Raw genomic sequence first — 21,742 nt, 5'->3', positions numbered from 1 at the left:
ATATTCCGTAATACACACAACGACCGATAAAACGAAATGTTGCGATAACAAATCTATAACTTTGATTTTAATTCCAAATTAAATAATCAAGTATTCTGTGTTATCACAATAATATTCTTCCCGAAGCAGTGTATATTAAAAAAGATTGTCTCGTTGGGGAGACAATCTTTCACAATGAAAACTAAAAAAAAATTCAAATGCAAATTTTTACCTAAAAAAAATGATTTAAAGCGTGTTTTCTACAACTTTTGGGAGTGAAGAGCGTATTTCTTCATTTGCAAAGGCTTCAAATTGCTTGAAGTTGGCGACAAACGCCTGAGCAAGTTCATTCGCTTTTTGATCATATTTTTGCTTGTTCTCCCAGGTATTTCCCGGGTTTAATATTTCTGATGGTACCCCCGGACAGGAAACAGGCATCTGTAAGCCGAAAACAGGATGCTCAATAAACTCAATATCCTGTAATTTATTTTCCAACACTGCAGTAATCAACGCCCGGGTATAGCTTAATTTCATGCGTTGTCCCTCTCCATAAGCACCACCACTCCAGCCGGTGTTGACCAGCCACACATTTACCTGGTGCTGTTCCATCTTGCGGCCAAGCAATTCTGCATATTTTGTAGGATGCAAAGGCAAAAAGGCTTTCCCAAAACAGGCAGAAAAAGTTACCTGCGGTTCTGTTATACCTGCCTCTGTACCGGCAACCTTTGCTGTATATCCTGAGATAAAATGAAACATGGCCTGACCCGTACTTAATTTAGACAAGGGTGGCAATACACCAAAAGCATCTGCAGTCAGAAAAAAAATATTTTTTGGAATCCCTGTTACAGAAGGGATTACTGCATTATCGATAAAATCAATCGGATAAGCAACCCTGGTATTTTCTGTCTTCTCAATATTTGCATAATCGACTACTCTCTGACCAGGAAAATAATTTGTATTTTCCAGCAAAGCACCAAACCGGACAGCCGAAAAGATCTGAGGTTCCTTCTCAAAAGTCAGGTCCACGCATTTGGCATAACAACCGCCTTCAAAATTAAAAACAGAATCATCTCCCCACCCATGTTCATCATCGCCAATTAAACCCCGGCAAGGATCTGCCGAAAGCGTGGTCTTCCCTGTTCCTGACAGACCAAAGAATATTGCCGCATCTCCTTCAGCCCCCACATTTGCGGAACAGTGCATGGACAGCGTATTTCTATGCTGTGGCAGAATGAAATTCAGCACTGAAAAAATTCCCTTTTTTATTTCACCGGTGTAACCTGTACCGCCAATAAGAATAATTTTTTTAGAAAAGTTGAGAATGGAGAAGTTGGATTGTCTGGTTCCGTCAATCAGCGGATCAGCCTGGAACTCCGGCGCAGCAATGATAGTCCATTCCGGCCGACCTGTATTTCCTTCCGCATCTGGTCTTAAAAACAGGTTGTTGGCGAAAAGATTCTGATAAGCGGTTCCCGTAATTACCCTGATACTTGTTTTATAGGACGGATCGGCACAGGCATAGCCATCTCTGACATAAATTTTGCGTGCATTTAAATGCGCACATACCTTTTCGAGTAAAGCATTGAAATTGGCCTGTGTAAATCTGATATTCACATCTCCCCACCATACGGTATCTCTCGTCACATCATCCAGCACAATAAAGCGGTCTTTAGGCGAACGTCCGGTAAATCTGCCCGTATCAATTGCCAGTGCCCCGGTTGAAGAGAGTGTTCCCTCGCCATTTTTGATGGCTTCTTCTACCAATTGTGGTATGTCTAACTGATATAATACCTTATCAGCACCTAAACCTAACCAATTAAGGTCCGGTCCAGGCAATAAATTTTTGCTCATACAATGAATATTTGGTCTTCAAAGCTAAGCAGATATTTATTTAAAAATAATCATTTCAAGGGAAATATTTTACTTATTGTAGGCGCTACACTAACGACCATACCACTGAAATACAGGAACTTATAGGTAAATTATCCACCTGATTTTTTTACTTTATAGCCTTCCTTTTGCAACATTAAAACGACCTTATCGCGGAAGTCTCCCTGCACAATAATTTCCCCGTCTTTAGCACTGCCACCAACGCCACATTTGGTTTTGAGCATTTTTGATAATTGCTCGGCCTCGGCCGCAGTACCGATAAATCCGGTAATCAGCGTCACAGCCTTTCCTCCACGGTTTTTCCTGTCCAGCATTACCCTTAAATCCTGCTGGTTATTCGGAACACGTTCCGGTACCACTTCATTCTCATCTTCATAGCTGAATGAAGGATCTGTAGAATACATAATTCCACCAAGGTCACTTAACGATTTCTTTTTTACGGCCATCTCTCTCTGTTTTAATTTTCCGACAGTTTATTTGCGAACAGGCCGAGGCCCTGCTCATATTCCGGTATAATGATGTTTAATGAAAGTGGTGCTATAGAAACTGCAATCTCCCTGCCCATAAAAAAGGGTTCCCCATCAATATGTATTGCACCATCATCCACCCGGGTAATCTGAATGTTCTTTCCTTTTATAATCTCCACCATATCTGATTTATCAGTCGTGGCACTGATCATATGATAAGCAAGCAAAGGTATTTTGTATAAAGGGAAAGATTTAATGATACATACATCCAGTAAACCATCTGTTACGGACGCATGTGGCGACACATGTGCATTATTTCCGTATTGAGAAGAATTTGCCACACTGACTACAAATGCTTCACGGGTATAATGTACCCCGTCAATCAGCAGATGGTAGGTTTCTGGCTTATAATTCACCATCTCCTTGATCCCCAGTTTTACATAACCTGACAATCCTCTTTTTTTGTTGCCGACGAACACTGAGCTGATATGTGCATCAAAACCCATTCCTGCCATGTTGAAGAAAAACTTGTCGTTAAAAGTTCCTGTATCAATCCTGCTCACATTCATCCCGTTAATGACCTGAATAGATTTAGCAGTATCCATGGGTATTTTCAGGAACCTGGCCAGCCCGTTTCCTGAGCCGAAAGGTATGATTCCCAGAATTTTCTGCTGCTGCATCACTTTTGTAGCAATCTCATTGATCGTACCATCACCGCCCACGGCAACGATAATATCAAAATTCTTATTCGCTGCTTCCTCAGCAATCTCCGCGGCATGACCGACATATTCCGTGAAACTATAATTGGGATTAAACTTAGACCGGTCTAAGTTTGCATCAATTATAGCAGGAATCTTAAGTTTATCCTTACCGCCGGATATAGGGTTGATAATAAATAGAATGTTCGACTTTGCCAAAAGGGTGTGAATTAATTACGGTTACAAAATAATTGATATTTTTTGACTAATTTGAATATATATAGTAATTTTGCAAACCTAAGGTGGACTGATTTGCGATGTTATGTTAGCATAACGGGATTGCAACCACGTAAAAAAAAGTGCTAACCATTCATACACTTCCTTTTACTGCCTGTTAAGCAGGGTCATGATCCATTTTATATAATTGTTTATTATAAAATTAATTATTTAAAATGTCATATTTATTTACATCAGAATCTGTTTCTGAAGGCCATCCGGATAAAGTAGCAGATCAAATTTCAGATGCACTAATTGATAATTTTCTAGCATTTGACCCGGAATCTAAAGTTGCATGTGAAACTTTAGTTACAACCGGACAGGTATTTTTAGCTGGAGAGGTGAAGTCAAAAGCGTATCTTGATGTACAAAAGATTGCAAGAGACGTGATCAGCAAAATTGGTTATACTAAAGGTGAATATATGTTCGATAGTAACTCCTGCAGTGTATTATCAGCTATTCATGAGCAATCTCCTGATATTAATCAGGGTGTAGATAAAGCAGACAAAACTACTCAGGGAGCTGGTGATCAGGGTATGATGTTCGGTTATGCAACCAGAGAGACTGAAAACTACATGCCATTGGCATTAGACCTTGCACATAAAATCCTGATCGAACTTGCAGCGATCCGTCGTGAAGATACTGAAATCAAATATCTGCGTCCTGATGCAAAATCTCAGGTTACATTAGAGTACAACGACAATAATGAGCCTGTAAGAATTGATTCCATCGTAGTTTCTACACAACATGATGATTTTGATGAAGAGCAGACAATGCTGGCTAAAATCAAAGAAGATATCATCAATATCTTAATTCCACGTGTATCAAGTCAGTATCCTCAGTTCAGCAAATTGTTCAACAAGGATATCAAATACCATATTAATCCAACTGGTAAATTTGTGATTGGCGGTCCTCATGGTGATACCGGATTAACCGGCAGAAAAATCATCGTTGATACTTATGGTGGCAAAGGTGCACACGGTGGTGGTGCTTTCTCAGGAAAAGATCCTTCAAAGGTTGACCGTTCCGCGGCATACGCAACAAGACACATTGCTAAAAACTTAGTTGCAGCAGGTGTTGCAGACGAAGTTTTGGTACAGGTTTCTTATGCGATAGGTGTAGCACAGCCGATGGGTATTTACGTAAACACTTACGGAACTGCAAAGGTGAAAGATACAAACGGAGTTATACTGACAGATGGCGAGATCGCTAAGGCAGTAGAGAAAGTTTTCGATATGACTCCTTATGGCATCGAAACCCGTTTCAAATTGCGTAACCCTATTTACTCAGAGACTGCTGCTTATGGTCACTTTGGTAAAAACAATGAGGTGGTGACTAAAACATTTAAGGCTTCTAATGGTGAAGAAAAACAAATTGAAGTTGAATTGTTTACCTGGGAAAAATTAGACTATGTAGATGCAGTAAAAGCTGCGTTTTCGCTATAAGCTTTAATACAATCTTTTTAAACCTCCGTGTGTCGGCCGACTCACGGAGGTTTTTTTTTGCCATGCCATTCATAGGGGTTGGAGGCAGAGACGATGGTGAGCAACGTTCATATTAACAGGTCAAAAACAGGTCCTTAACAGGTCATAAGCAGGTCGGCAGACCTGTTAAGGACCCCTTAAGGACTGGTTAAAAACTTATCCAGATCCTGTTAATTAAAACGATGCTCAGTATCGTTACAGAATTTGTTACGCTGCAATTAACCTCCTGAAACAACCAATTCTTATAAATCGAACAAAGATTCGTTTGTAACAATTTCACTATATGTTAAAACATTCATGGTTTCATGCGCTATATTGCTTAAAACCAAATATATACGACTATGGCAATCTCAAAAAAACGTAACCTTAATGAAGTAAGTGGAAAGGTTGGTAATACTGTATTTTATGAACTCAATGGGCAGTTCATCGCACGAAGTACCCCCTACAGGCATAAACCTTATACGCAAGGTGAATTGGCTAATCAAAATAAATATACCATCGTAAATCAATTTCTAAAGGAAATTAAAGATGTTTATCCAATTGGTTTTGAATTAGTGGCGAAAGGTACAACGAGCAATGCTTATAATAAAGCAGTGAGTCGCAATCTTACCGCAGTAAGCGGAGAACGTGGGGCACAATACTTTGATTACGCTAAAGCTGCCATTTCCGAAGGAAAATTACCAATGGCTAAAGATGCAGCAGTAAGTCTCCGACCTGAGGGTGTACATTTTACATGGAATCCGGAGAGCGATGATACAACCATGTTTAAGGATGATCAGGTGATGATAATGCTTTATTTCCCGGGAAAATCGGATAGGATTATCTTTCTCAAAGCCGGGGCTAAAAGAGCTGAAGGCATGGAATTACTGCTCATGGAGAAGGCAAGGCTCCCCAAGGCACACGTCTATATTGCATTTATCAGCAATAACCGGAAAAGTATTTCCAACAGTGAGTATCTGGGTGAGCTGGATTTTGGAACAGATCATTAATGTTTCAAATACAATAAACCAAACCATTTCTTCAAGGCATTGTTATAGTAAAAAACAATCTTTATTATGGAACGTCCAGTAGAAATGAATACACTTAGCCAGATTTTAGAAAAATTAAGGCAAAAAGGTTTAGATAACGAAATAAAGATGACTGACCACGGCAAAATGCAGGGAGTCGGCATAAACAAAATTTATAATCCTGAAGATTTATCTATCATAAAAACCTACCGTTTTGAAGGTGATTCTGATCCGGGCGATAATTCTGTACTCTATTTATTAGAAGACAAAGACGGACAAATTGGCTATATCATGGATGCTTACGGCATGTACAGCTCCCAGGAAAACGGCGGATTTGATGATTTTCTAAAGAAAATACCTACTGCAGACAGAGATTTGCAGGAGTTATTCAAATAGCTAAAATTTAAAGGCTGTCTTGATACAAACCAAAAAATTAAAATTTTTGGTTTGTATCAAGACAGCCTTTTGCTTTACAATATTATCTTTCTGATCTCGTGGAAACCGTATCAGATGCCTAAGGCTTAGGTACAGTTATACTTTGTTTCCAGTTCCATTCCGGCGGATCAACCCCCAGCAGGTGTTTCACAAAAAAGTCCCTCCGCTTGTGCTCTCCATAATCACCCCCAAGAGAATGACCCATTCCGGGAATCTCCAGAAAATCAAAATTCTTATTTGCTTTTACTAATGCATTAATTACCTGTATGGTAGATGAGGGATCAACATTTTCATCCAGTTCACCAAGAATCAATAATAATTTCCCTTGCAGCTTATAGGCATTCGCTACGTTAGAAGAGGCTTCATATTGTGGTCCGATAGGATATCCCATCCATTGTTCGTTCCACCAGATTTTATCCATCCGGTTATCGTGGCATCCTGAAGATGATACTGCTACTTTATAAAAATCGGGATGAAACAATAAAGCACCTGCAGAATTTTGTCCCCCTGCAGAGTTACCAAAAATCCCAACCTTACTGATATCCATATAAGCGTATTTTTTTGCAGCTTCTTTGATCCAGATCATTCTATCCGGGAAACCCGCGTCTTTCAGGTTCTTCCAGCATACATCATGAAAGGCTTTTGAGCGGTTAGCTGTCCCCATCCCGTCTATCTGAACCACGATAAATCCAAGCTCTGCCAGTTCATGCAGAGAACCACGGGAGTCTGTAACAAAGTTTTTCGGCACAAATGAATCCTGTGGACCAGCATAAATATATTCTATCACAGGATATTTTTTTGCAGGATCAAAATTGGTAGGACGGATAATCATTCCCCAGATATCAGTCTCCCCGTCTCTCCCCTTCGTATGAAAAACTTCGGGTAGTTTCCAGCCTGTTTTTATTAAAGGAGAAATATCTGCCCGTTCAAGCGGCATTACCACTTTACCATCAGCAGCATTTCTAAGTACTGTAACCGGCGGCAGGTCAATTCTGGAATAAGTATCTGTAAAGAACTTCCAGTCGGACGAGAATACCGCTTTATGGTTTGCATTTTCACTAGTGAGGGCCTTCAATCCGGAACCATTAAAGTTGATCCGGTAATATTGGATAAAGTAAGGATCCTGATCAGCATTGCGCCCGCTTGCTTCAAAAATGATCTGCCTGTTTTTTTCATCTACATTGATCACCTTCCGCATTACCCAATTTCCTTTGGTAATCTGATTTTTAAGTTTACCAGCACCATCATATAAATAGAGGTGATTCCAGCCATCACGTTCTGAGGCCCAGATGATTTCCTTACCGTCAGCGAGATCATAGCGGTAATTTCTGCCGCTGTAATTGATAAAGGTTTTACTGGTTTCTTTAATTAGGGTATTCACTTTCCCGGAAAGGGCATCCAGTTCCATTACCTGGTATTCCTGATGTCCGCGTTGATTGTATTCAAATGTGACAGCGCGACTATCCTTACGCCATTCCGGCGACGACAGATTGTATTGAGCTGGTATCAAAGATAAATCTACCTGCAGTTGTTTTTTCTCAGCAACTAAAAACACCGAGGGCTGTTTTTGTGCTAATGCATCACCAGGTTTCAGGTAATTTCTGCTTTGCAGTTTAGGCTGCAACTGATCTGCCGGAGAAGATTCAATCAGGTAAACCATATGGGGTTTATTAGCCCTGATTTTGTTGGTCGCCAATTTTTTACTGTCGGGAGACCAGGTAATTTGCGGAGAATAATAATCGCCCTCAGAACCATCAAAACTTAAAGCATATTCAGGTTCATTTTTCGCCGAACTGCGGATATAAACATTGTAATTTTTAATGTAAGCCAGCCATTTGCCATCAGGAGATAACTTCATTTTGCCTTGCGGACTGTCATCTTCGGGGTCATCATGATCCCAACCCGCAGCAGCAAGTTTATTCTGTTCCTGCATGCGCTGAAACGCTGGTGTATCAAATGTTTTGCTTTTTTTATCTGCATCTACTAACAGGTGTTTCTCCCCTTCCGGGGTCTGCATACGATACAGGAACTGATGCTGACCAGGCAACCATTGGATCAGGTCAGGCGCATAATGAACCGAATTTACCAACTGACCATTTAGTGCTTCAGCACGCTGATAATCCTGCAAAGTACCTTGTGCCAGTATAAAAAACGGAGATAGCATTACCGCTATTACACCCGCAACCTTTTTAAAATGATTTATCATAATCGTAAAAATAGCTGCAATTAGCTAAAGTTTTAGCCCGTAAATTGTTTTTTAGTAACCATTTATTAGCCTTTTCCCTATTTTCAGTCGTCTCCAGCCCTTGAAAAGCAACAAGCCCCTTTGAAATTAAAGAGGCTTGTTCATGGAGGAAATTAACTATGAAATTCGATTGTTTAGCTTAATTGGCAGTATCCCACCAAACACGATCTGTTAACTTTGCACTTTGCTGAGGCTGTACATTCCCGCTCATTTCTATCTGCGGATAAAGTACTCGACGGGGAATTGCAGATAGACCGTTCATTACTTTGGTCAGTGCCGGATACCCCGTGCGTCTGTAATCTACAAAGCTTTCCATAGAAAGAAAGTTAGCAATGCCTTTTTCTTCTATGATCAGCTGTAGTGCATTAGTGCTGTTCAGCGTACGTGAAGCAAGGTAAGTATCATAAGCCGTACTATTTACTCCTAACTGTGTCATATGTGAAACCACGGCAGCCCTGTAAATCGGTGTAGCCGCAGCAACTCCGGAAACGATCAGCGTAGCCTCTGCTTTGATGAACAGTGCTTCGGGATAAGTGAGCAAATAATTATTAGCCGCAGCACCCGCATAGAAATCTGAAGGGCGTGAATAAGATTCCAGTGAGCCGATACCCTCCTCTCCAATCACCCTTCCGGTATATAGTCCCGTTTCCGCAGCAGGTGCTATCATCTTCGTCAGGCGCGGATCATTACGTGTTTTGAAACCATTTACTACTGTAGAAGACAGGATAATTGTGCTGGCCGATAAAAAGTTTTGCTGCCATGGATTCTCCAGACCAGCACCACCATTATACTGAAGTCTGAAATTATCATCCTGTCCCGTCATTCCCTTATCCAGTGCAGTTAAGGCCAATTGTGCCTGTGCTGTTGCTGTAAAACCCGGAGCCTTTGTCAGGTGCATATAATAACGCGCCTTTAAGGTATATGCTAATCTTGTCCATTTTGCATTATCTCCACCATAGAAGAAATCATCACTTCCAGGCACCCTGCCTGCATTCTTTGCCAGATCAGCAATACCAGCATCAAGCAATGTTTGTATCTGTGCATAAATATCTTTTTGTGCATCATATGTTGGCTTCAGGTTATCTACACCATTAAATGCCTGCGAGTAAGGAATATCACCCCAAAGGTCTGTTGCCGTACCCAAAGTATAAGCGGTAAGAATCTTTGCGATACCAGCATAATTGAAATTACCATTCGCTTCTGCCTGTTTGTTGAGTGTAACAAGGCTGTTGAGTCCCCTTGAGTAGAAATTTATCCAGTCACCGTCCATATCTACATTGTACATCAGATAGGTACCTACGTTTGGCGGGGCCTGATTGAGTGCCATTACCTGCATGTACTGTAATACCACATTGCTTACATTGCCGGAGTATAATAGGGAGCCGATCACTGTCTCTGCTGGTGGCAGGATCAGTTCTTCTTTTACAGTAGTAGGCTGATTTGGATTGTCGTTTACGTCAATGAACTTTTTACATCCGCCGAAGGCAAGCATGCCGCAGCCAAGTAAAATAATATATATCTTTTTCATAAGTATTAAATTTGAGTTTTATAGGTCATGAAGCTTGCATAGAGCTTTATTCATTTTTTATCAGCGGTAAGCTTATGCGGGTTCATAATGACAGATTAAAGCGTAAGTTTTAAATTGAAATCAATAGAGCGTGAAGTTGGAACCGAGAAGGAATAGATACCCTGTGAACCATTTGAAGAGCCAAAAGAACTTACCTCAGGATCGCCACCGGTAAAATGAGGTGCATAGATCCATAAATTGCGTCCTGTTACGGCAAAAGTGATCGCTTTAAAAGGGCTTTTCTTCAGCATAGCAGGCTTGATGGTATAACCCAGACTCACATTTCGCAATTTAACATAAGTACCATCCTGGATCACTGATTCAGTTACCCCATTGATACGCTGGTAATAGGCCTGACCGTTCACGGCTACCGTATTTGGCAAACCAGTGGTCGAATTGATACCTTCCACTACCCTCATCCCTCTGTCTTCCGTCACTTTAGGTGTACCATAAAAATAACCATAACCATCTACGTTATTTTGTATATCACCTCCTTTTTTCATATCAAAGAAGAAGCTGAAATTGAATTGTTTGTATCTGAAATTATTGTTTATACCGCCTGTCCAGTCTGGATTGATATCGCCAATGATCCCTTGAGTATCTGCGGCAAAAGGTAGGCCTGCATCATCTGTGAGAATTTGTCCGGCTGCATTTCGTGCATATCTGCTGCCTACAATAGTGCCATAAGATTCACCCCTTACAATAGTGGTAAAACCGTTACCAACCTGAGGAAGATCTTCGTAAATAGAATTCACTTTACTTCTTGTCCTGGTGAAATTTGCAGTTACGTTCCATTGGAAATCTGTGCTTTTAACCGGGATAAGATTTAGTGTTGCTTCCACCCCCCTGATCTGCAGTCGGGCGGAATTTACACTGGTATAGCTGTACCCCGTTGATGGTGCTATTGAAACACCCGGAATAATACCGTCTACCGTATTTTTCGCAAAATAAGCAGTTTCGAATGAAATTCTGTTATTCAAAAAGCCCATTTCAAGACCTGTTTCAAATTCATTTACACGCTCGCTTTTCAGGTTCGCATTTGCCAGTGTCTGGCTTAACAGAAATCCTGACTGTCCGCCGTATGGGAAGTTGATATTTCTAATGATCTGGTTTCCTGACTGATTTTCGTACGGAGTAGCCAGAGAATAGGGACTAATACTCCCATCGTTTCCAACTGTTCCGTAAGAGATCCGGAACTTGGCAAAGTTGATCGACTTTTTCAGCCCATCGGAGAAAAATTCAGAAAAAATAAAGCTGGTAGCAGCTGAGCCATAAGGATAAAAGTTATTGCCTTTCGACAATACAGAGTTACCATCATAACGGCCTGTTAATGATAAGACCAAAAATCTATTGTATTCTATATTAGATTGCAGGTAAAAGCCAACCTTACGCTGCACATAAAAGTTCTCTCTGTAGGAAATATTAGAAGCAGAACTGATATTATCCAGTCCTTCTATACCTAGGCCCAAACCGTTTGCATAAGAGTTCTCGTTGTATGTAGAATAAATATTACTTCCTAAAATAGCATCAATATTAAATTTCCCGAACTGGTGCGTAGCACTCGCGATCAGGTCATTGTTAAATTGTCTGAAAATCGTGTTACTGATCACATAACGTCCGTTGATATTGGACACCGACTCTGCAGATTCACGGTATTTATCCTGTTCAGTGTACACATCTGCACCAAAACGTTCTGTAATAGTTAACCAGGATAATGGTTTATAATCAGCCGTAAACGTTGGTAAAAAACGATTTACCTTTGCGGTATTAGAAATATTATCCAGTACCCAGTATGGGTTATTCCTCGAATATCGGAAAAGACGCTGTGTGCCATCTGCATTGGTAGCGGGCTGCAGATTATAAGAAACTGGTGCTGTAAAAATTGTCCATACCGGACTTTCCAGCGCGTACCCCTCCGGCAGTCTCGTATTATCTGAATTGGTATAGTTCAGCTGGAAAGTCGTATTTAAATTCTTTAGGATTTTAGCACTGTACTTCGCAAATACCGAATTTCTGATAAATGAAGTACCGGGAACACTACCTTTCTGATCAAAGTTTGAATAAGATAAGAAGTAACTTGAACTTTCGCCACCGCCACCGATATTCACCGTATTGTTATAGGTCGTTCCTGTTTTAAAGAACAAATCCGATTGGTTATACGTTTTAGCAGGCTGACCGTTTATTTTTAACGTATCCATCAGTGCCCCCCATGAAGTACTTGTTTTTCTGGTATCGCCATCATAATATTCACCATTGGTTCCCAATGAATATTTACTCTGGATCTCAGGGAGGAGTGGTTTCTCAAAAGAAAAGCTGGAAGAAATATTGATAGTCGGTGCAGTAGCCGCATGACCATTTTTAGTCGTGATGATGATGACCCCATTTGCACCTGCAGAACCGTATAAAGCCGTTGCTGCGGTACCTTTCAGGATATTCATACTTTCTACGATGGACGGATCTAAATCTGCAAGGCGGTTAGTTCCCGGCCCTGAATTCAGGTTTCCTGTCTCCTCATTGTTCACGGGGATACCATCAATGACCATCAGCGCCTGGTTATTTCCAAACAGTGAAGAACCACCGCGTACCACGATCCTTGCAGAGCTACCCGGAGAACCAGACGAACTTGTTACCTGTACACTTGAAGCTTTACCTGCCAGTGCATTTACAAGATTGGGCTCTTTTGCCTGTACCAGTTCATCACTCTTTATCTCCTGTGAACTATAGGTCAGCATTCTTTTTTCCCTTTTGATACCTAATGCAGTGACCACAACTTCATTCAGGTTCTGGTTATCTTCCTGCAAGGTGATGGTAAGTGTTTGCTGGGTATTTATGGCTACTTCTTTCGTTGTATAGCTGATTGCAGAAACCACCAGGATGGACTGACCAGTATAACTAAGAGAGAAGGATCCACTGGCATCTGTCGACGTCCCTTTTGCTGTGCCTTTAATTTTAACAGATACTGCAGGGATACCTATTCCCTTTATATCTGTTACTTTACCTTTTAAAATAATGGCCTGAGCAAAGGCATTACCGCAAAAAGCAAAAGCGCAAATACAGCAAAAAATAATTTTTTTAAGTAAAAGCTTTGGTTTCATAAAATTGGTTTTAAGTTGAGTTGTGTTTGACCTGAAAGGATCAGATTTCTAAATCTATCTAACAGAAATCTCCATTTGTACCAGAAAATTCACCAAAACATACCGGATGTTAACAATAATGTTACGATTTTGAAGATATTGCAAAATTGTAGGATATTATCATAAAAAATGAGCTAACAATCAGCATACACTAAGAAGTAATTATTTTTCAGTCATAAAAAAAGCACCGTTTCCGGTGCTCTTCTGCTAACAAATAAATGGACTGGCTATTGGGGCCTAGTTAGTAGAATACATACTTACAAGATCCAGAGATTTCAGTTTCTCCTCAGTGAACAATCGAAGACTACAAAGCCACCACATAAAAAAAGCGGATAGATTGCGTTATAACGCAATCTATCCGCTCTCCTGATCAACATCAGATTTATTTTAAAAGCCGTAACCTACTGACAGGTTGAATCTCCGGCCATTTCCCGCAACATAGTTTATGTTGCTTCCATAAAATTGTGATATAGAAGGGTAGTAGAATTTATTGAGTACGTTTTCAACACCAAGATTTACTTTCAGTGGTTTTGTCACCTGGTAAGATGCCGCAAGATTGAACAGGTTATATGCCTTTACCGGTCCTTCACCAATCAGGTATTTACCCGTTGTGGCATTCGGGCTGAATCTGTTTCTGTCGCCAATACGCATCCAGTTAAGATCAAGTGACAGGTTCCTGATACCTGAATATTTCAGGTAAACAGTTGCTTTTGATGGAGGGATACGTGTGGTGTTCAGGTAAACGTCTTTCTCCCCATTAAATTTCCCGTCATTGTCTACATCGCCTTTACCTTCCACCTGTGCATAATTACCGCCAATAATCAGATCGTTAAAGATTGAATAATCTGCCTGCACTTCAAATCCATAAACACGTTCCGGGATACGCTGTGAAATATAAACACCGTTTACTTCCAACAGGTTAGCACCTAATTTAGAAGTGCTGTAATAATAGGCAGCACTCAAATTCAGTTTGCCCAAAGTACTGCTGAAACCAGCCTCATAATTGTTTACGATAATAGGTTTCGTTTCCAGCTGAGACAAAGTATTTGCTTTAGCGGCCCGAAGTACCCTTCCCAGTTCAAAGACTGAAAAAGACTGCGCATAGCTGATAAAAGGGTTAAAGATTTTGAATGCAGAATACCTAGCTCCGGCATTAAAAACTAAAGCATTATAATTTAGTTTTCCGCCTTGTACAGCAATACTCCCTGCACCATTTGCCCCGGTAGCCAGGGTATTGAAATCATCTACGTCAATATTGATATTCTCTGCCCTCAGTCCGGCTTTGATAGTCAGATCTGTAAAAATATTGGCCGTAGCCTGAAAATAAGGTGCAAAATTGACCATATTCATTTCAGGCACCCAGATACGGCCATCAACCAGGTCCTGAGATGTTTTGTCATTCATCAGATCTAATCCGTAGTTCACCTGCATGGGTACATTTGGTGTTAACTGAAAAGGGGTATTTAAGTTTACACGAGCGCCTTTTTTAGTAGATTTAATGGCCGACTGACCACTTCCAAAGAATGAGGCGGAGTTGGAATAGATCGTGTAGAAATCCTGAAAATAAACATTAGCCGTCAGGTCTGTATTCCCAAAAATGCTCCTGTTTGTGTACTGCAGGTTTGCATTATGGTTGTATCTTGTTCCTTCTTCCACACCGGGACGTACACCTTGTACACCTATGGCGGGCGACTGTCCATAGACACCTTCTTTTGTTATATATTCAGATTTTTGTCTCGAACTGAAATAATTGTACATCAGTTCAATTCTTTGCTTGTCGGAAATATCGTATCCTAATTTAGTAAAACCATTATAGGACTTTGTTTCACCGAGTCCGTATTCAGGAGAGAGTGTAACACCTTTAGCATCACGGAACACTCCGCTCTTTTCATACATCCCGCTTACAATATAATCGAACTTGCCTTCTTTGCCGAATAGCTGCTGAGAAAAACGATAACCGATTGTGCTATCGCCTTTCAGATTGCCCGTCAGACCTGCCTGCGAGTATCCACCAAAACGTTTACCAGTATTTGCCTTTTTAGTGATATAATTAATTAAACCACCTTCAGCACCATTACCATAAATTGCTGTTGCGCCTTTAATTACCTCAATACGCTCAATAACCGAAGGATCAATACTGCGGATATCCCTTCCTCCTGCTCTCAAAGGAGTAGACTGAGGAATACCATCTATGAGTACCAATACATTTCTTCCACGCAATGTCTGACCGGAATTACCTGTCTGATTGGTCGATGTCCCTAATCCCGGAACGCTGTAAGCAAGAATATTTGCCAGATTGGGACTGATGGTAGATTGCGTATTGATATCTTTTGCTGTCAGTACGGTTACCGACGATGGTGTTTGAGACAAGGATTCTGCCCTTCTGCTGGCGGAAACAATCACCTCAGAAAGGTCGGCACGCTGGTTCTGCAGCACAATAGTTGTAGTAGTAGTCTGATTAGCTACAACCGACACCTCTTGCTGTTGTTTCTCAAATCCTGTAATGGAAATGCTGATCAGGTGAGTACCTGCAGGTACATTCCTGAAAATAAACTTTCCATTTTTATCTGAAGTTGTACGTAATCCCAACTTTTTGAGCTGGATATTTGAATAAGGAATGTGTTCGTTTAATGAATCTGTAACCATCCCGCTTATAATTCCACTTCCATTCTGGGCCAATAAGCGCCATGGGAAAAATAGCAACAGGGATAAAGTAAATAATTGTAAAATTCTCTGCTTCATAATTTAAATTTGATGCGCAAACATACATCTATTTAGACTTGATACAAATAGCAAAGTTGAAATGAGTGTTTATTTATTGCATGCCCTTATAAAAAGAAAGCGGAAATGATCAATCCGACCATTTCCGCTTATCTAAATTAACGCTCTCATATACAAAGACGCTTTAAAATTCAGAATATTGTATAGCCCCTTATTTTTTTTAAACTGATATCTGGTATCCTGATGGACACTTACTCAATGGCTCCTGGTCTAAATTAAGGCTTATAGATTAATATTTAATCTTTGAAATTCCAGTTAATAATTGGCAGCTTCCTTTTTTTGTTAACGTTCCACAATCCAATCTGTACACCTTTTAAATTATCAGATTCGTTAACCAGACCGATCTGCAGCCCTCTTGCGCTCCGCCCGGTATTACTTATTCCTATTTGTAATCCATTCATTGCATAACTTTCATTGAACATGGCCAGCTGAATTCCGTTTGTACTTTCCGAAAAGTTCATCATCAGGCTTGCAGAAATTCCATTCACCTGTTTGTTAATCTGACCGATTAAACCAGCACTTACGCCGTTTGTGATGCAATCACATACCGTACCGGCAGGAGATAGATTAAAACCATTAATTACCTCTGATGGTGGAGCAGCCATTGTTGCCTTGAATTGCCCCTCAGTTTCTGAAATAGGGCTACTTGGAATAAGTGGAACAGCTATCCCCATACCAATAGGCTCTAACCGAATGCCATTGGTGTGCACGTTTCTATCTTCATTATCATCAAAGCCAGAGTACAGTCCAACGGAAATACCTGTAATGTTTTGATTTTTTTGATGAAAAGTTCCAACCGGATAACGATTTTTTCTTTTTGGCGATTGAGCAAGCACAGCGGTGGTGCTGCCAATGAGCAATAGTAATATCAGTTTAAGTTTCATAGTTTTCATTTTATTTACCAAATGTATACAAGCAAAAAATGACGAATTATCCTCAGAAGAAGCTAGATTACAAATACTTAACTTTATAGTTCCCTCGCTGAAAAATTTACCTATATTCATATCTTTAAAGATTAATAATAGACTTCTTTAGAGTTTTAACTCCAATCAAATCGCTGCCGTTCATCTTTAAGATTATTATTTCTATTATGAATACTCAACAAGTAAAGTTTTTCGAGGCCATCAATCTGGCTCTACCTGACTATCAGAATCTGGCTCAAAGCATAGCAGATGCATTAGGGATCAGCACCAATGAAGCTTATAAAAAAATCAGGGGTACCAGTAATCTAAGTTTACCGCAGCTCATTACCTTAGCTGACACTTTCGGAACTCCTTTTTCTTACCAGCCCAACCAACTGCCCTCAGTTAATTTTAGTTACCTGTATATTAACCGCGAAACGCCGAATATGCTGGCTTATCTTAAAGACTTGCTCCAAAACCTGAAATTCATTCAGCAGCATAAAGACAAACATATCATGATCACTACAAATGATATCCCCATTTTTCACTTTTTTAAATATCCTGAACTGACCTGTTTCAAATTGTTTTTCTGGGCCGACAGCCAGAATTTTAAGTTTGATCAGACAGCGATCAACGAAGAGATTGTAGCGATTGCCCAGGAATTGAACCAGATTTATCTTCAAATGCCCAGCACTGAAATATGGGCAAAAGATGCTGTCCATGGAAGTATCGACCAGGTTCGTTACGCCTTTGAAGCAGGGCATATCAACGATAAGGCACTTGCAGAAAAGATTGTAGAACAGATAAGGTACTGCCTCACCGACATGAATATGTATGCACTCAGCGCAAAAAAAACAATTGATCCGCAGCATTCCTTCAACTGGTATAATTGTGATGTACTGGGTAGTCTTGCTTATTTAATTGAATTTAAGGAAAGTATGCTGTGTTATAACAGATTCAATACTTTCAATTACCTTAAAACTGAGGATCAGTTTTATTGCGCGCAAACTAAAGACTGGATGCAGGGACTCATCAGAAAGTCCGTAGCCTTTAGCGGCCAGGGAGAGAAACACCGAAACAAGTTTCTGTATACTGCTTTTGCCGCCTGTGATAAGTTAATCGAAGAGATTAACCAGGCATAAAAAATTCCTTATTACGCAAAAAAGCCTCAACTTTTTCAAGTTAAGGCTTTTTATGCGGACCGGACGGGACTCGAACCCGCGACCTCCGCCGTGACAGGGCGGCATTCTAACCAGCTGAACTACCGGTCCGTTTCTCCCTTTCGGGAATGCAAATATAGGAACTATAATCGCATTACAAAATTAAAATATCAAATAATTTCAACTAAAATGTAACTCCTTAAGCTACAGAGCCCTCTTTCATCTTTTCTGCATTCTCAGCGAACTGTAATGCGTCAATCAGCTCCTGAACACCACCATCCATTACACCATTAAGGTTATATAAGGTTAATCCGATACGGTGATCGGTCACCCTTCCCTGCGGATAATTGTAAGTTCTGATCTTTGCAGAACGGTCACCCGTCGAAACCATAGTCTTACGTCTGGCTGCGATATCACCATTCTTTTTCTGAACTTCAATATCATATAACTTACTACGCAACATCTCCATCGCAATCTCTCTGTTACCCAATTGCGAACGTTCCTGCTGACAAACCACTACTAATCCTGAGGGTCTGTGCGTAAGCTGCACTTTGGTCTCTACCTTGTTCACATTCTGTCCACCAGCACCACCCGAACGGGAAGTCTGCAAGTCGATATCAGCCGGATTCAGGTAAAAATCTATTTCCTCCGCCTCTGGCAATACAGCAACAGATGCTGCAGATGTATGTACCCTGCCCTGAGTTTCTGTATCAGGCACACGCTGTACGCGGTGTACGCCCGACTCATATTTCAACTGACCATATACGTCTTCACCCGAAACCTTTAAGATCACCTCTTTGTATCCGCCTGCGGTACCTTCAGTTACATCCACAACTTCAACTTTCCAGCGCTTTTGCTCAAAGAAACGGCTGTACATACGGAACAAATCACCTGCAAATAAGGCCGCTTCATCACCTCCGGTACCACCTCTGATCTCGAATACTGCATTTTTAGCATCTTCAGGATCTACAGGAATCAGCATCAGCCTGACTTTTTCTTCCAGTTCTTCCTGTTGCTTCAATAGCTCATCAAGCTCTTCTTTAGCCATCTCACGCATCTCTGCATCTTTTTCTGTACTTAAGATTTCCTTGTTCGCATCAATATTACTCATCACATTTTTATAGATTTTGTATTCATCTACAATCTTGGTGAGGTCTTTATACTCTTTATTCAATTGTGCAAAACGCTTCATGTCCTGCATGGTATCAGGATTGCTTAACTGTTCTTCAACATCTTCCCAGCGAAGTTTTATTGCTTCTAATTTTTCTAACATAATATTTTTATTCAGAACCGTAATGTATTGCTCCGGTATTAAAATGTATATTCATAACATCACCTGAAGCAATTGGTAATTATAGGATTACAAAAATAAGTAATTTCAGCTAATACCGCTAATAATTTATTGGGCGTGCTGCAAAAGGCTTAACTGGCCTCTTTTTCGAAGTACTCCAGTCTTAACTCTTCTCCGTCAAATACTGCATAAGAGTTAAACCCGAACCATTCTCCTATATTATAATACTGACTGTTATTTCCGAGTTCAATGATCATAGGCAGGTGTCGGTGACCATAGATAAAGTAATCGTAATGCTGTTTTTCCAGTACTTCACGGGAATAAACGGCCAGCCATTCCTTATCCTCGCCCAGAAATACTTCTTCTACCCTGGTGTTTACAATACGGCTTTCTTTAGACCAGCCTGTGGCAATTCCCAGACCTATAACAGGCGGAAGGATGGAGAACAACCAGCGACAGACTGGATTTCTGAAAACTTTCCTTAAAATTCTGTAGTTGGCATCACCGGGACCTAATCCATCGCCATGATGTAAATAAAAGCTTTTTCCGCCTCTGTTAATTACCAGTTCATCGCTCACAATCTGTATCCCCATTTCTTTGGTAAAGTAATCTTCCACCCACATATCATGGTTACCTTTAAAAAAGTAGATTTTTACACCTGCGTCAGACATATTGGCAAGTTTACCCTGCAAACGGATATATCCTTTAGGGACAACCTTACGATACTCAAACCAGAAGTCGAAAATATCCCCCATTAAAAAAAGTTCTGAACACTTATCTTCAATAGAAGTTAACCAGCGTACAATCCTGTCTTCACGAATACGGCTTTCGGCATGGTTAGGGGAACCCAGGTGAAAGTCAGATGCAAAATAAATGTTCTTTGTCATTGATACACCAAAGATATTAACCTGATTCTAAATTATCGTGATAAATTCAAATTAACTATAGTGAGACTCAGTAGGTCAGGATCCCCGAAAGACTAGCAGATCGGTCAACTTTGTCAGTTTTACTTAAAATTTGAACCAATTGCATCTAATTCAGAACCATTACAAACTATTTTTGTATTTTCGCAGCAAATTTAAACACATGATTTCTACTGATATAGCCATCATTGGCGCCGGACCCGTAGGTTTATTCGCTATTTTTGAAGCAGGTTTACTTAAAATGCGCTGTCATTTAATCGATTATCTGCCACAGGTAGGTGGTCAGCTTTCTGAAATATATCCTAAAAAACCAATCTATGATATTCCTGGTTACCCTTCAGTTCTTGCACAGGAACTGGTTGACAACCTGATGGAACAGGGCAAACCTTTCCATCCTGGATTTACTTTAGGGGAACGTATTGAAGGACTGGAAAAACGAGGCGAAGCTGATTTTGTACTGACGACCAACATGGGTACTATAATTGAAGCTAAAGTTGTTGTTATTGCCGGTGGACTGGGTTGTTTTGAACCTCGTAAGCCTGTTGTAGCTGGTTTAGAGCAATTTGAGAACGGACGTGGTGTAAACTATATGATCCTTGATCCTGAGCAGTACCGCGGACAAAAGATGGTAATTGCGGGTGGTGGTGATTCGGCGCTGGACTGGACCATCTTCCTGGCAGATATCGTGGAAGAATTAACCCTGGTTCACCGCAGCGAAAGCTTCCGTGGCGCACCAGATTCTGTAGCCAAAGTAATGCAGCTGGCAGAAAGCGGAAAGATCAATCTTGTCTTGAACAGTAACCTTAGTGCCGTAACGGGAACAGGTAAACTGGAAAACGTGGAGATTGTACATAACAAAACACTGGAAAAAACGATTGTTGCTTCAGATCACCTGATCCCTCTTTTTGGATTGAGCCCTAAATTAGGCCCTATTGAGCAGTGGAACCTTAATATCAACAAAAGTGCTATTGAAGTAAATACTGATGATTATTCTACCAACATCCCTGGTATTTATGCAATTGGCGATATCAATACCTATACAAACAAACTAAAACTGATTCTTTGCGGTTTCCATGAGGCAGCTTTAATGAGTCATAGTGCTTACCAGTACATGAATCCGGGAGTAAAATACACAATGAAATATACTACTGTTAACGGAGTAGCTGAATTTTAATAATGGAAGAAAATAACATTACCGTAAACGTACAAAATCCTGATGGTACATTAACCGCTCTTGAAGCTCCCGTAGATATGGGATTAAGCTTAATGGAGTTCCTTAAAGCCTGTGAATATGATATTCTTGCCACCTGCGGCGGGATGGCTTTATGTGCCACCTGCTGTGTGGATGTTTTAGAGGGGGAAGAGAAATTAAGGGAAATGTCTGATGACGAATATGCCATGCTGGATACCTTACCTGATCTTTTACCGAACTCCAGACTGGCCTGCCAGCTGCAGCTTAATCATGAGATGGATGGCTTAACGGTTAAATTACACGGAACTTAG

16 protein-coding genes and 1 tRNA gene are annotated in these 21,742 nt (G+C 40.5%); 6 read left to right on the top strand and 11 right to left on the bottom strand.

The features are described from left to right. Positions 1–225: 225 nt before the first annotated feature. The 3 genes from pckA to OQX62_RS16590 all read right to left on the bottom strand — a co-directional run bounded on the left by pckA (position 226) and on the right by OQX62_RS16590 (position 3,253). Positions 226–1,830: a phosphoenolpyruvate carboxykinase (ATP) gene (gene pckA, locus OQX62_RS16600; protein ID WP_265832737.1), complete on the bottom strand. Its 1,605-nt coding sequence runs from the start codon at positions 1,828–1,830 to the stop codon at positions 226–228. A 131-nt stretch (positions 1,831–1,961) separates the two neighbouring features. Next, positions 1,962–2,315 carry a translation initiation factor gene (locus OQX62_RS16595; protein WP_265832736.1) on the bottom strand — a complete coding sequence of 118 codons (354 nt, stop codon included), beginning with the start codon at positions 2,313–2,315 and terminating at the stop codon, positions 1,962–1,964. An 11-nt stretch (positions 2,316–2,326) separates the two neighbouring features. Further along, positions 2,327–3,253 carry a diacylglycerol/lipid kinase family protein gene (locus OQX62_RS16590; protein ID WP_265832735.1) on the bottom strand — a complete coding sequence of 309 codons (927 nt, stop codon included), beginning with the start codon at positions 3,251–3,253 and terminating at the stop codon, positions 2,327–2,329. Between the two features lie 233 nt (positions 3,254–3,486). Between OQX62_RS16590 and metK the strand changes: the two genes are divergently transcribed. From metK to OQX62_RS16575, 3 genes are all read left to right on the top strand, one after another. Beyond that, positions 3,487–4,755, top strand: a complete 1,269-nt coding sequence (gene metK / locus OQX62_RS16585; RefSeq protein WP_265832734.1) for a methionine adenosyltransferase — start codon at positions 3,487–3,489, stop codon at positions 4,753–4,755. Positions 4,756–5,135: 380 nt separating this feature from the next. Beyond that, the gene (locus OQX62_RS16580; protein ID WP_265832733.1) at positions 5,136–5,783 is read left to right on the top strand and encodes a DUF6266 family protein; all 648 of its coding nucleotides are present in this window, start codon (positions 5,136–5,138) and stop codon (positions 5,781–5,783) included. A gap of 66 nt (positions 5,784–5,849) precedes the next feature. Continuing rightward, the gene (locus tag OQX62_RS16575) at positions 5,850–6,197 is read left to right on the top strand and encodes a hypothetical protein (protein ID WP_265832732.1); all 348 of its coding nucleotides are present in this window, start codon (positions 5,850–5,852) and stop codon (positions 6,195–6,197) included. A 118-nt stretch (positions 6,198–6,315) separates the two neighbouring features. Here the strand turns inward: OQX62_RS16575 and OQX62_RS16570 are convergent, their stop codons facing one another. From OQX62_RS16570 to OQX62_RS16550, 5 genes are all read right to left on the bottom strand, one after another. After that, a complete protein-coding gene (locus tag OQX62_RS16570) occupies positions 6,316–8,442 on the bottom strand; it encodes a S9 family peptidase (RefSeq protein WP_265832731.1) in 2,127 nt (708 codons plus the stop codon). A gap of 178 nt (positions 8,443–8,620) precedes the next feature. Then, a complete protein-coding gene (locus OQX62_RS16565) occupies positions 8,621–10,009 on the bottom strand; it encodes a SusD/RagB family nutrient-binding outer membrane lipoprotein (protein WP_265832730.1) in 1,389 nt (462 codons plus the stop codon). Positions 10,010–10,104: 95 nt separating this feature from the next. Next, positions 10,105–13,143 (bottom strand): SusC/RagA family TonB-linked outer membrane protein, encoded by a 3,039-nt coding sequence (locus OQX62_RS16560; protein ID WP_265832729.1) that lies wholly within the window; start codon positions 13,141–13,143, stop codon positions 10,105–10,107. Between the two features lie 426 nt (positions 13,144–13,569). Beyond that, positions 13,570–15,924: a TonB-dependent receptor gene (locus tag OQX62_RS16555; protein WP_265832728.1), complete on the bottom strand. Its 2,355-nt coding sequence runs from the start codon at positions 15,922–15,924 to the stop codon at positions 13,570–13,572. 275 nt (positions 15,925–16,199) lie between these two features. Further along, a complete protein-coding gene (locus OQX62_RS16550; protein ID WP_265832727.1) occupies positions 16,200–16,847 on the bottom strand; it encodes an LA_2272 family surface repeat-containing protein in 648 nt (215 codons plus the stop codon). Positions 16,848–17,053: 206 nt separating this feature from the next. Here OQX62_RS16550 and OQX62_RS16545 point away from each other — a divergent pair, with 206 nt between their 5' ends. Continuing rightward, complete coding sequence (locus OQX62_RS16545; RefSeq protein ID WP_265832726.1) at positions 17,054–18,007, top strand: hypothetical protein; 954 nt, start codon at positions 17,054–17,056, stop codon at positions 18,005–18,007. A 55-nt stretch (positions 18,008–18,062) separates the two neighbouring features. Here OQX62_RS16545 and OQX62_RS16540 read toward each other — a convergent pair. The 3 genes from OQX62_RS16540 to OQX62_RS16530 all read right to left on the bottom strand — a co-directional run bounded on the left by OQX62_RS16540 (position 18,063) and on the right by OQX62_RS16530 (position 20,203). Then, a tRNA-Asp gene (locus OQX62_RS16540) sits at positions 18,063–18,136 on the bottom strand. Positions 18,137–18,224: 88 nt separating this feature from the next. Continuing rightward, entirely contained in the window at positions 18,225–19,298 is a 1,074-nt protein-coding gene (prfA, locus tag OQX62_RS16535; protein WP_265832725.1) for a peptide chain release factor 1, read from the bottom strand. A 149-nt stretch (positions 19,299–19,447) separates the two neighbouring features. Continuing rightward, positions 19,448–20,203: a UDP-2,3-diacylglucosamine diphosphatase gene (locus OQX62_RS16530; protein ID WP_265832724.1), complete on the bottom strand. Its 756-nt coding sequence runs from the start codon at positions 20,201–20,203 to the stop codon at positions 19,448–19,450. Positions 20,204–20,402: 199 nt separating this feature from the next. Here OQX62_RS16530 and OQX62_RS16525 point away from each other — a divergent pair, with 199 nt between their 5' ends. Both OQX62_RS16525 and OQX62_RS16520 read left to right on the top strand, forming a co-directional pair. Further along, positions 20,403–21,413 carry an NAD(P)/FAD-dependent oxidoreductase gene (locus OQX62_RS16525; RefSeq protein ID WP_265832723.1) on the top strand — a complete coding sequence of 337 codons (1,011 nt, stop codon included), beginning with the start codon at positions 20,403–20,405 and terminating at the stop codon, positions 21,411–21,413. 2 nt (positions 21,414–21,415) lie between these two features. Continuing rightward, entirely contained in the window at positions 21,416–21,742 is a 327-nt protein-coding gene (locus OQX62_RS16520) for a 2Fe-2S iron-sulfur cluster-binding protein (RefSeq protein ID WP_265832722.1), read from the top strand.

The organism is Pedobacter sp. MR2016-24 (genome assembly GCF_026239655.1).
Lineage (GTDB): Bacteria > Bacteroidota > Bacteroidia > Sphingobacteriales > Sphingobacteriaceae > Pedobacter.
The sequence above is the reverse complement of the archived record's forward strand: the minus strand, read 5'-3'. Positions and strand labels throughout refer to the sequence as shown.

Excerpts from the sequence above, each read along its gene's own strand:
- OQX62_RS16565 (WP_265832730.1), bottom strand. The coding sequence starts at position 10,009 with ATGAAAAAGATATATATTATTTTACTTGGCTGCGGCATGCTTGCCTTC.
- OQX62_RS16595 (WP_265832736.1), bottom strand. The coding sequence starts at position 2,315 with ATGGCCGTAAAAAAGAAATCGTTAAGTGACCTTGGTGGAATTATGTAT.
- OQX62_RS16580 (WP_265832733.1), top strand. The coding sequence starts at position 5,136 with ATGGCAATCTCAAAAAAACGTAACCTTAATGAAGTAAGTGGAAAGGTT.
- OQX62_RS16520 (WP_265832722.1), top strand. The coding sequence starts at position 21,416 with ATGGAAGAAAATAACATTACCGTAAACGTACAAAATCCTGATGGTACA.
- prfA (WP_265832725.1), bottom strand. The coding sequence starts at position 19,298 with ATGTTAGAAAAATTAGAAGCAATAAAACTTCGCTGGGAAGATGTTGAA.
- OQX62_RS16570 (WP_265832731.1), bottom strand. The coding sequence starts at position 8,442 with ATGATAAATCATTTTAAAAAGGTTGCGGGTGTAATAGCGGTAATGCTA.
- OQX62_RS16545 (WP_265832726.1), top strand. The coding sequence starts at position 17,054 with ATGAATACTCAACAAGTAAAGTTTTTCGAGGCCATCAATCTGGCTCTA.
- OQX62_RS16555 (WP_265832728.1), bottom strand. The coding sequence starts at position 15,924 with ATGAAGCAGAGAATTTTACAATTATTTACTTTATCCCTGTTGCTATTT.
- pckA (WP_265832737.1), bottom strand. The coding sequence starts at position 1,830 with ATGAGCAAAAATTTATTGCCTGGACCGGACCTTAATTGGTTAGGTTTA.
- OQX62_RS16575 (WP_265832732.1), top strand. The coding sequence starts at position 5,850 with ATGGAACGTCCAGTAGAAATGAATACACTTAGCCAGATTTTAGAAAAA.
- OQX62_RS16550 (WP_265832727.1), bottom strand. The coding sequence starts at position 16,847 with ATGAAACTTAAACTGATATTACTATTGCTCATTGGCAGCACCACCGCT.
- metK (WP_265832734.1), top strand. The coding sequence starts at position 3,487 with ATGTCATATTTATTTACATCAGAATCTGTTTCTGAAGGCCATCCGGAT.
- OQX62_RS16525 (WP_265832723.1), top strand. The coding sequence starts at position 20,403 with ATGATTTCTACTGATATAGCCATCATTGGCGCCGGACCCGTAGGTTTA.
- OQX62_RS16530 (WP_265832724.1), bottom strand. The coding sequence starts at position 20,203 with ATGACAAAGAACATTTATTTTGCATCTGACTTTCACCTGGGTTCCCCT.
- OQX62_RS16560 (WP_265832729.1), bottom strand. The coding sequence starts at position 13,143 with ATGAAACCAAAGCTTTTACTTAAAAAAATTATTTTTTGCTGTATTTGC.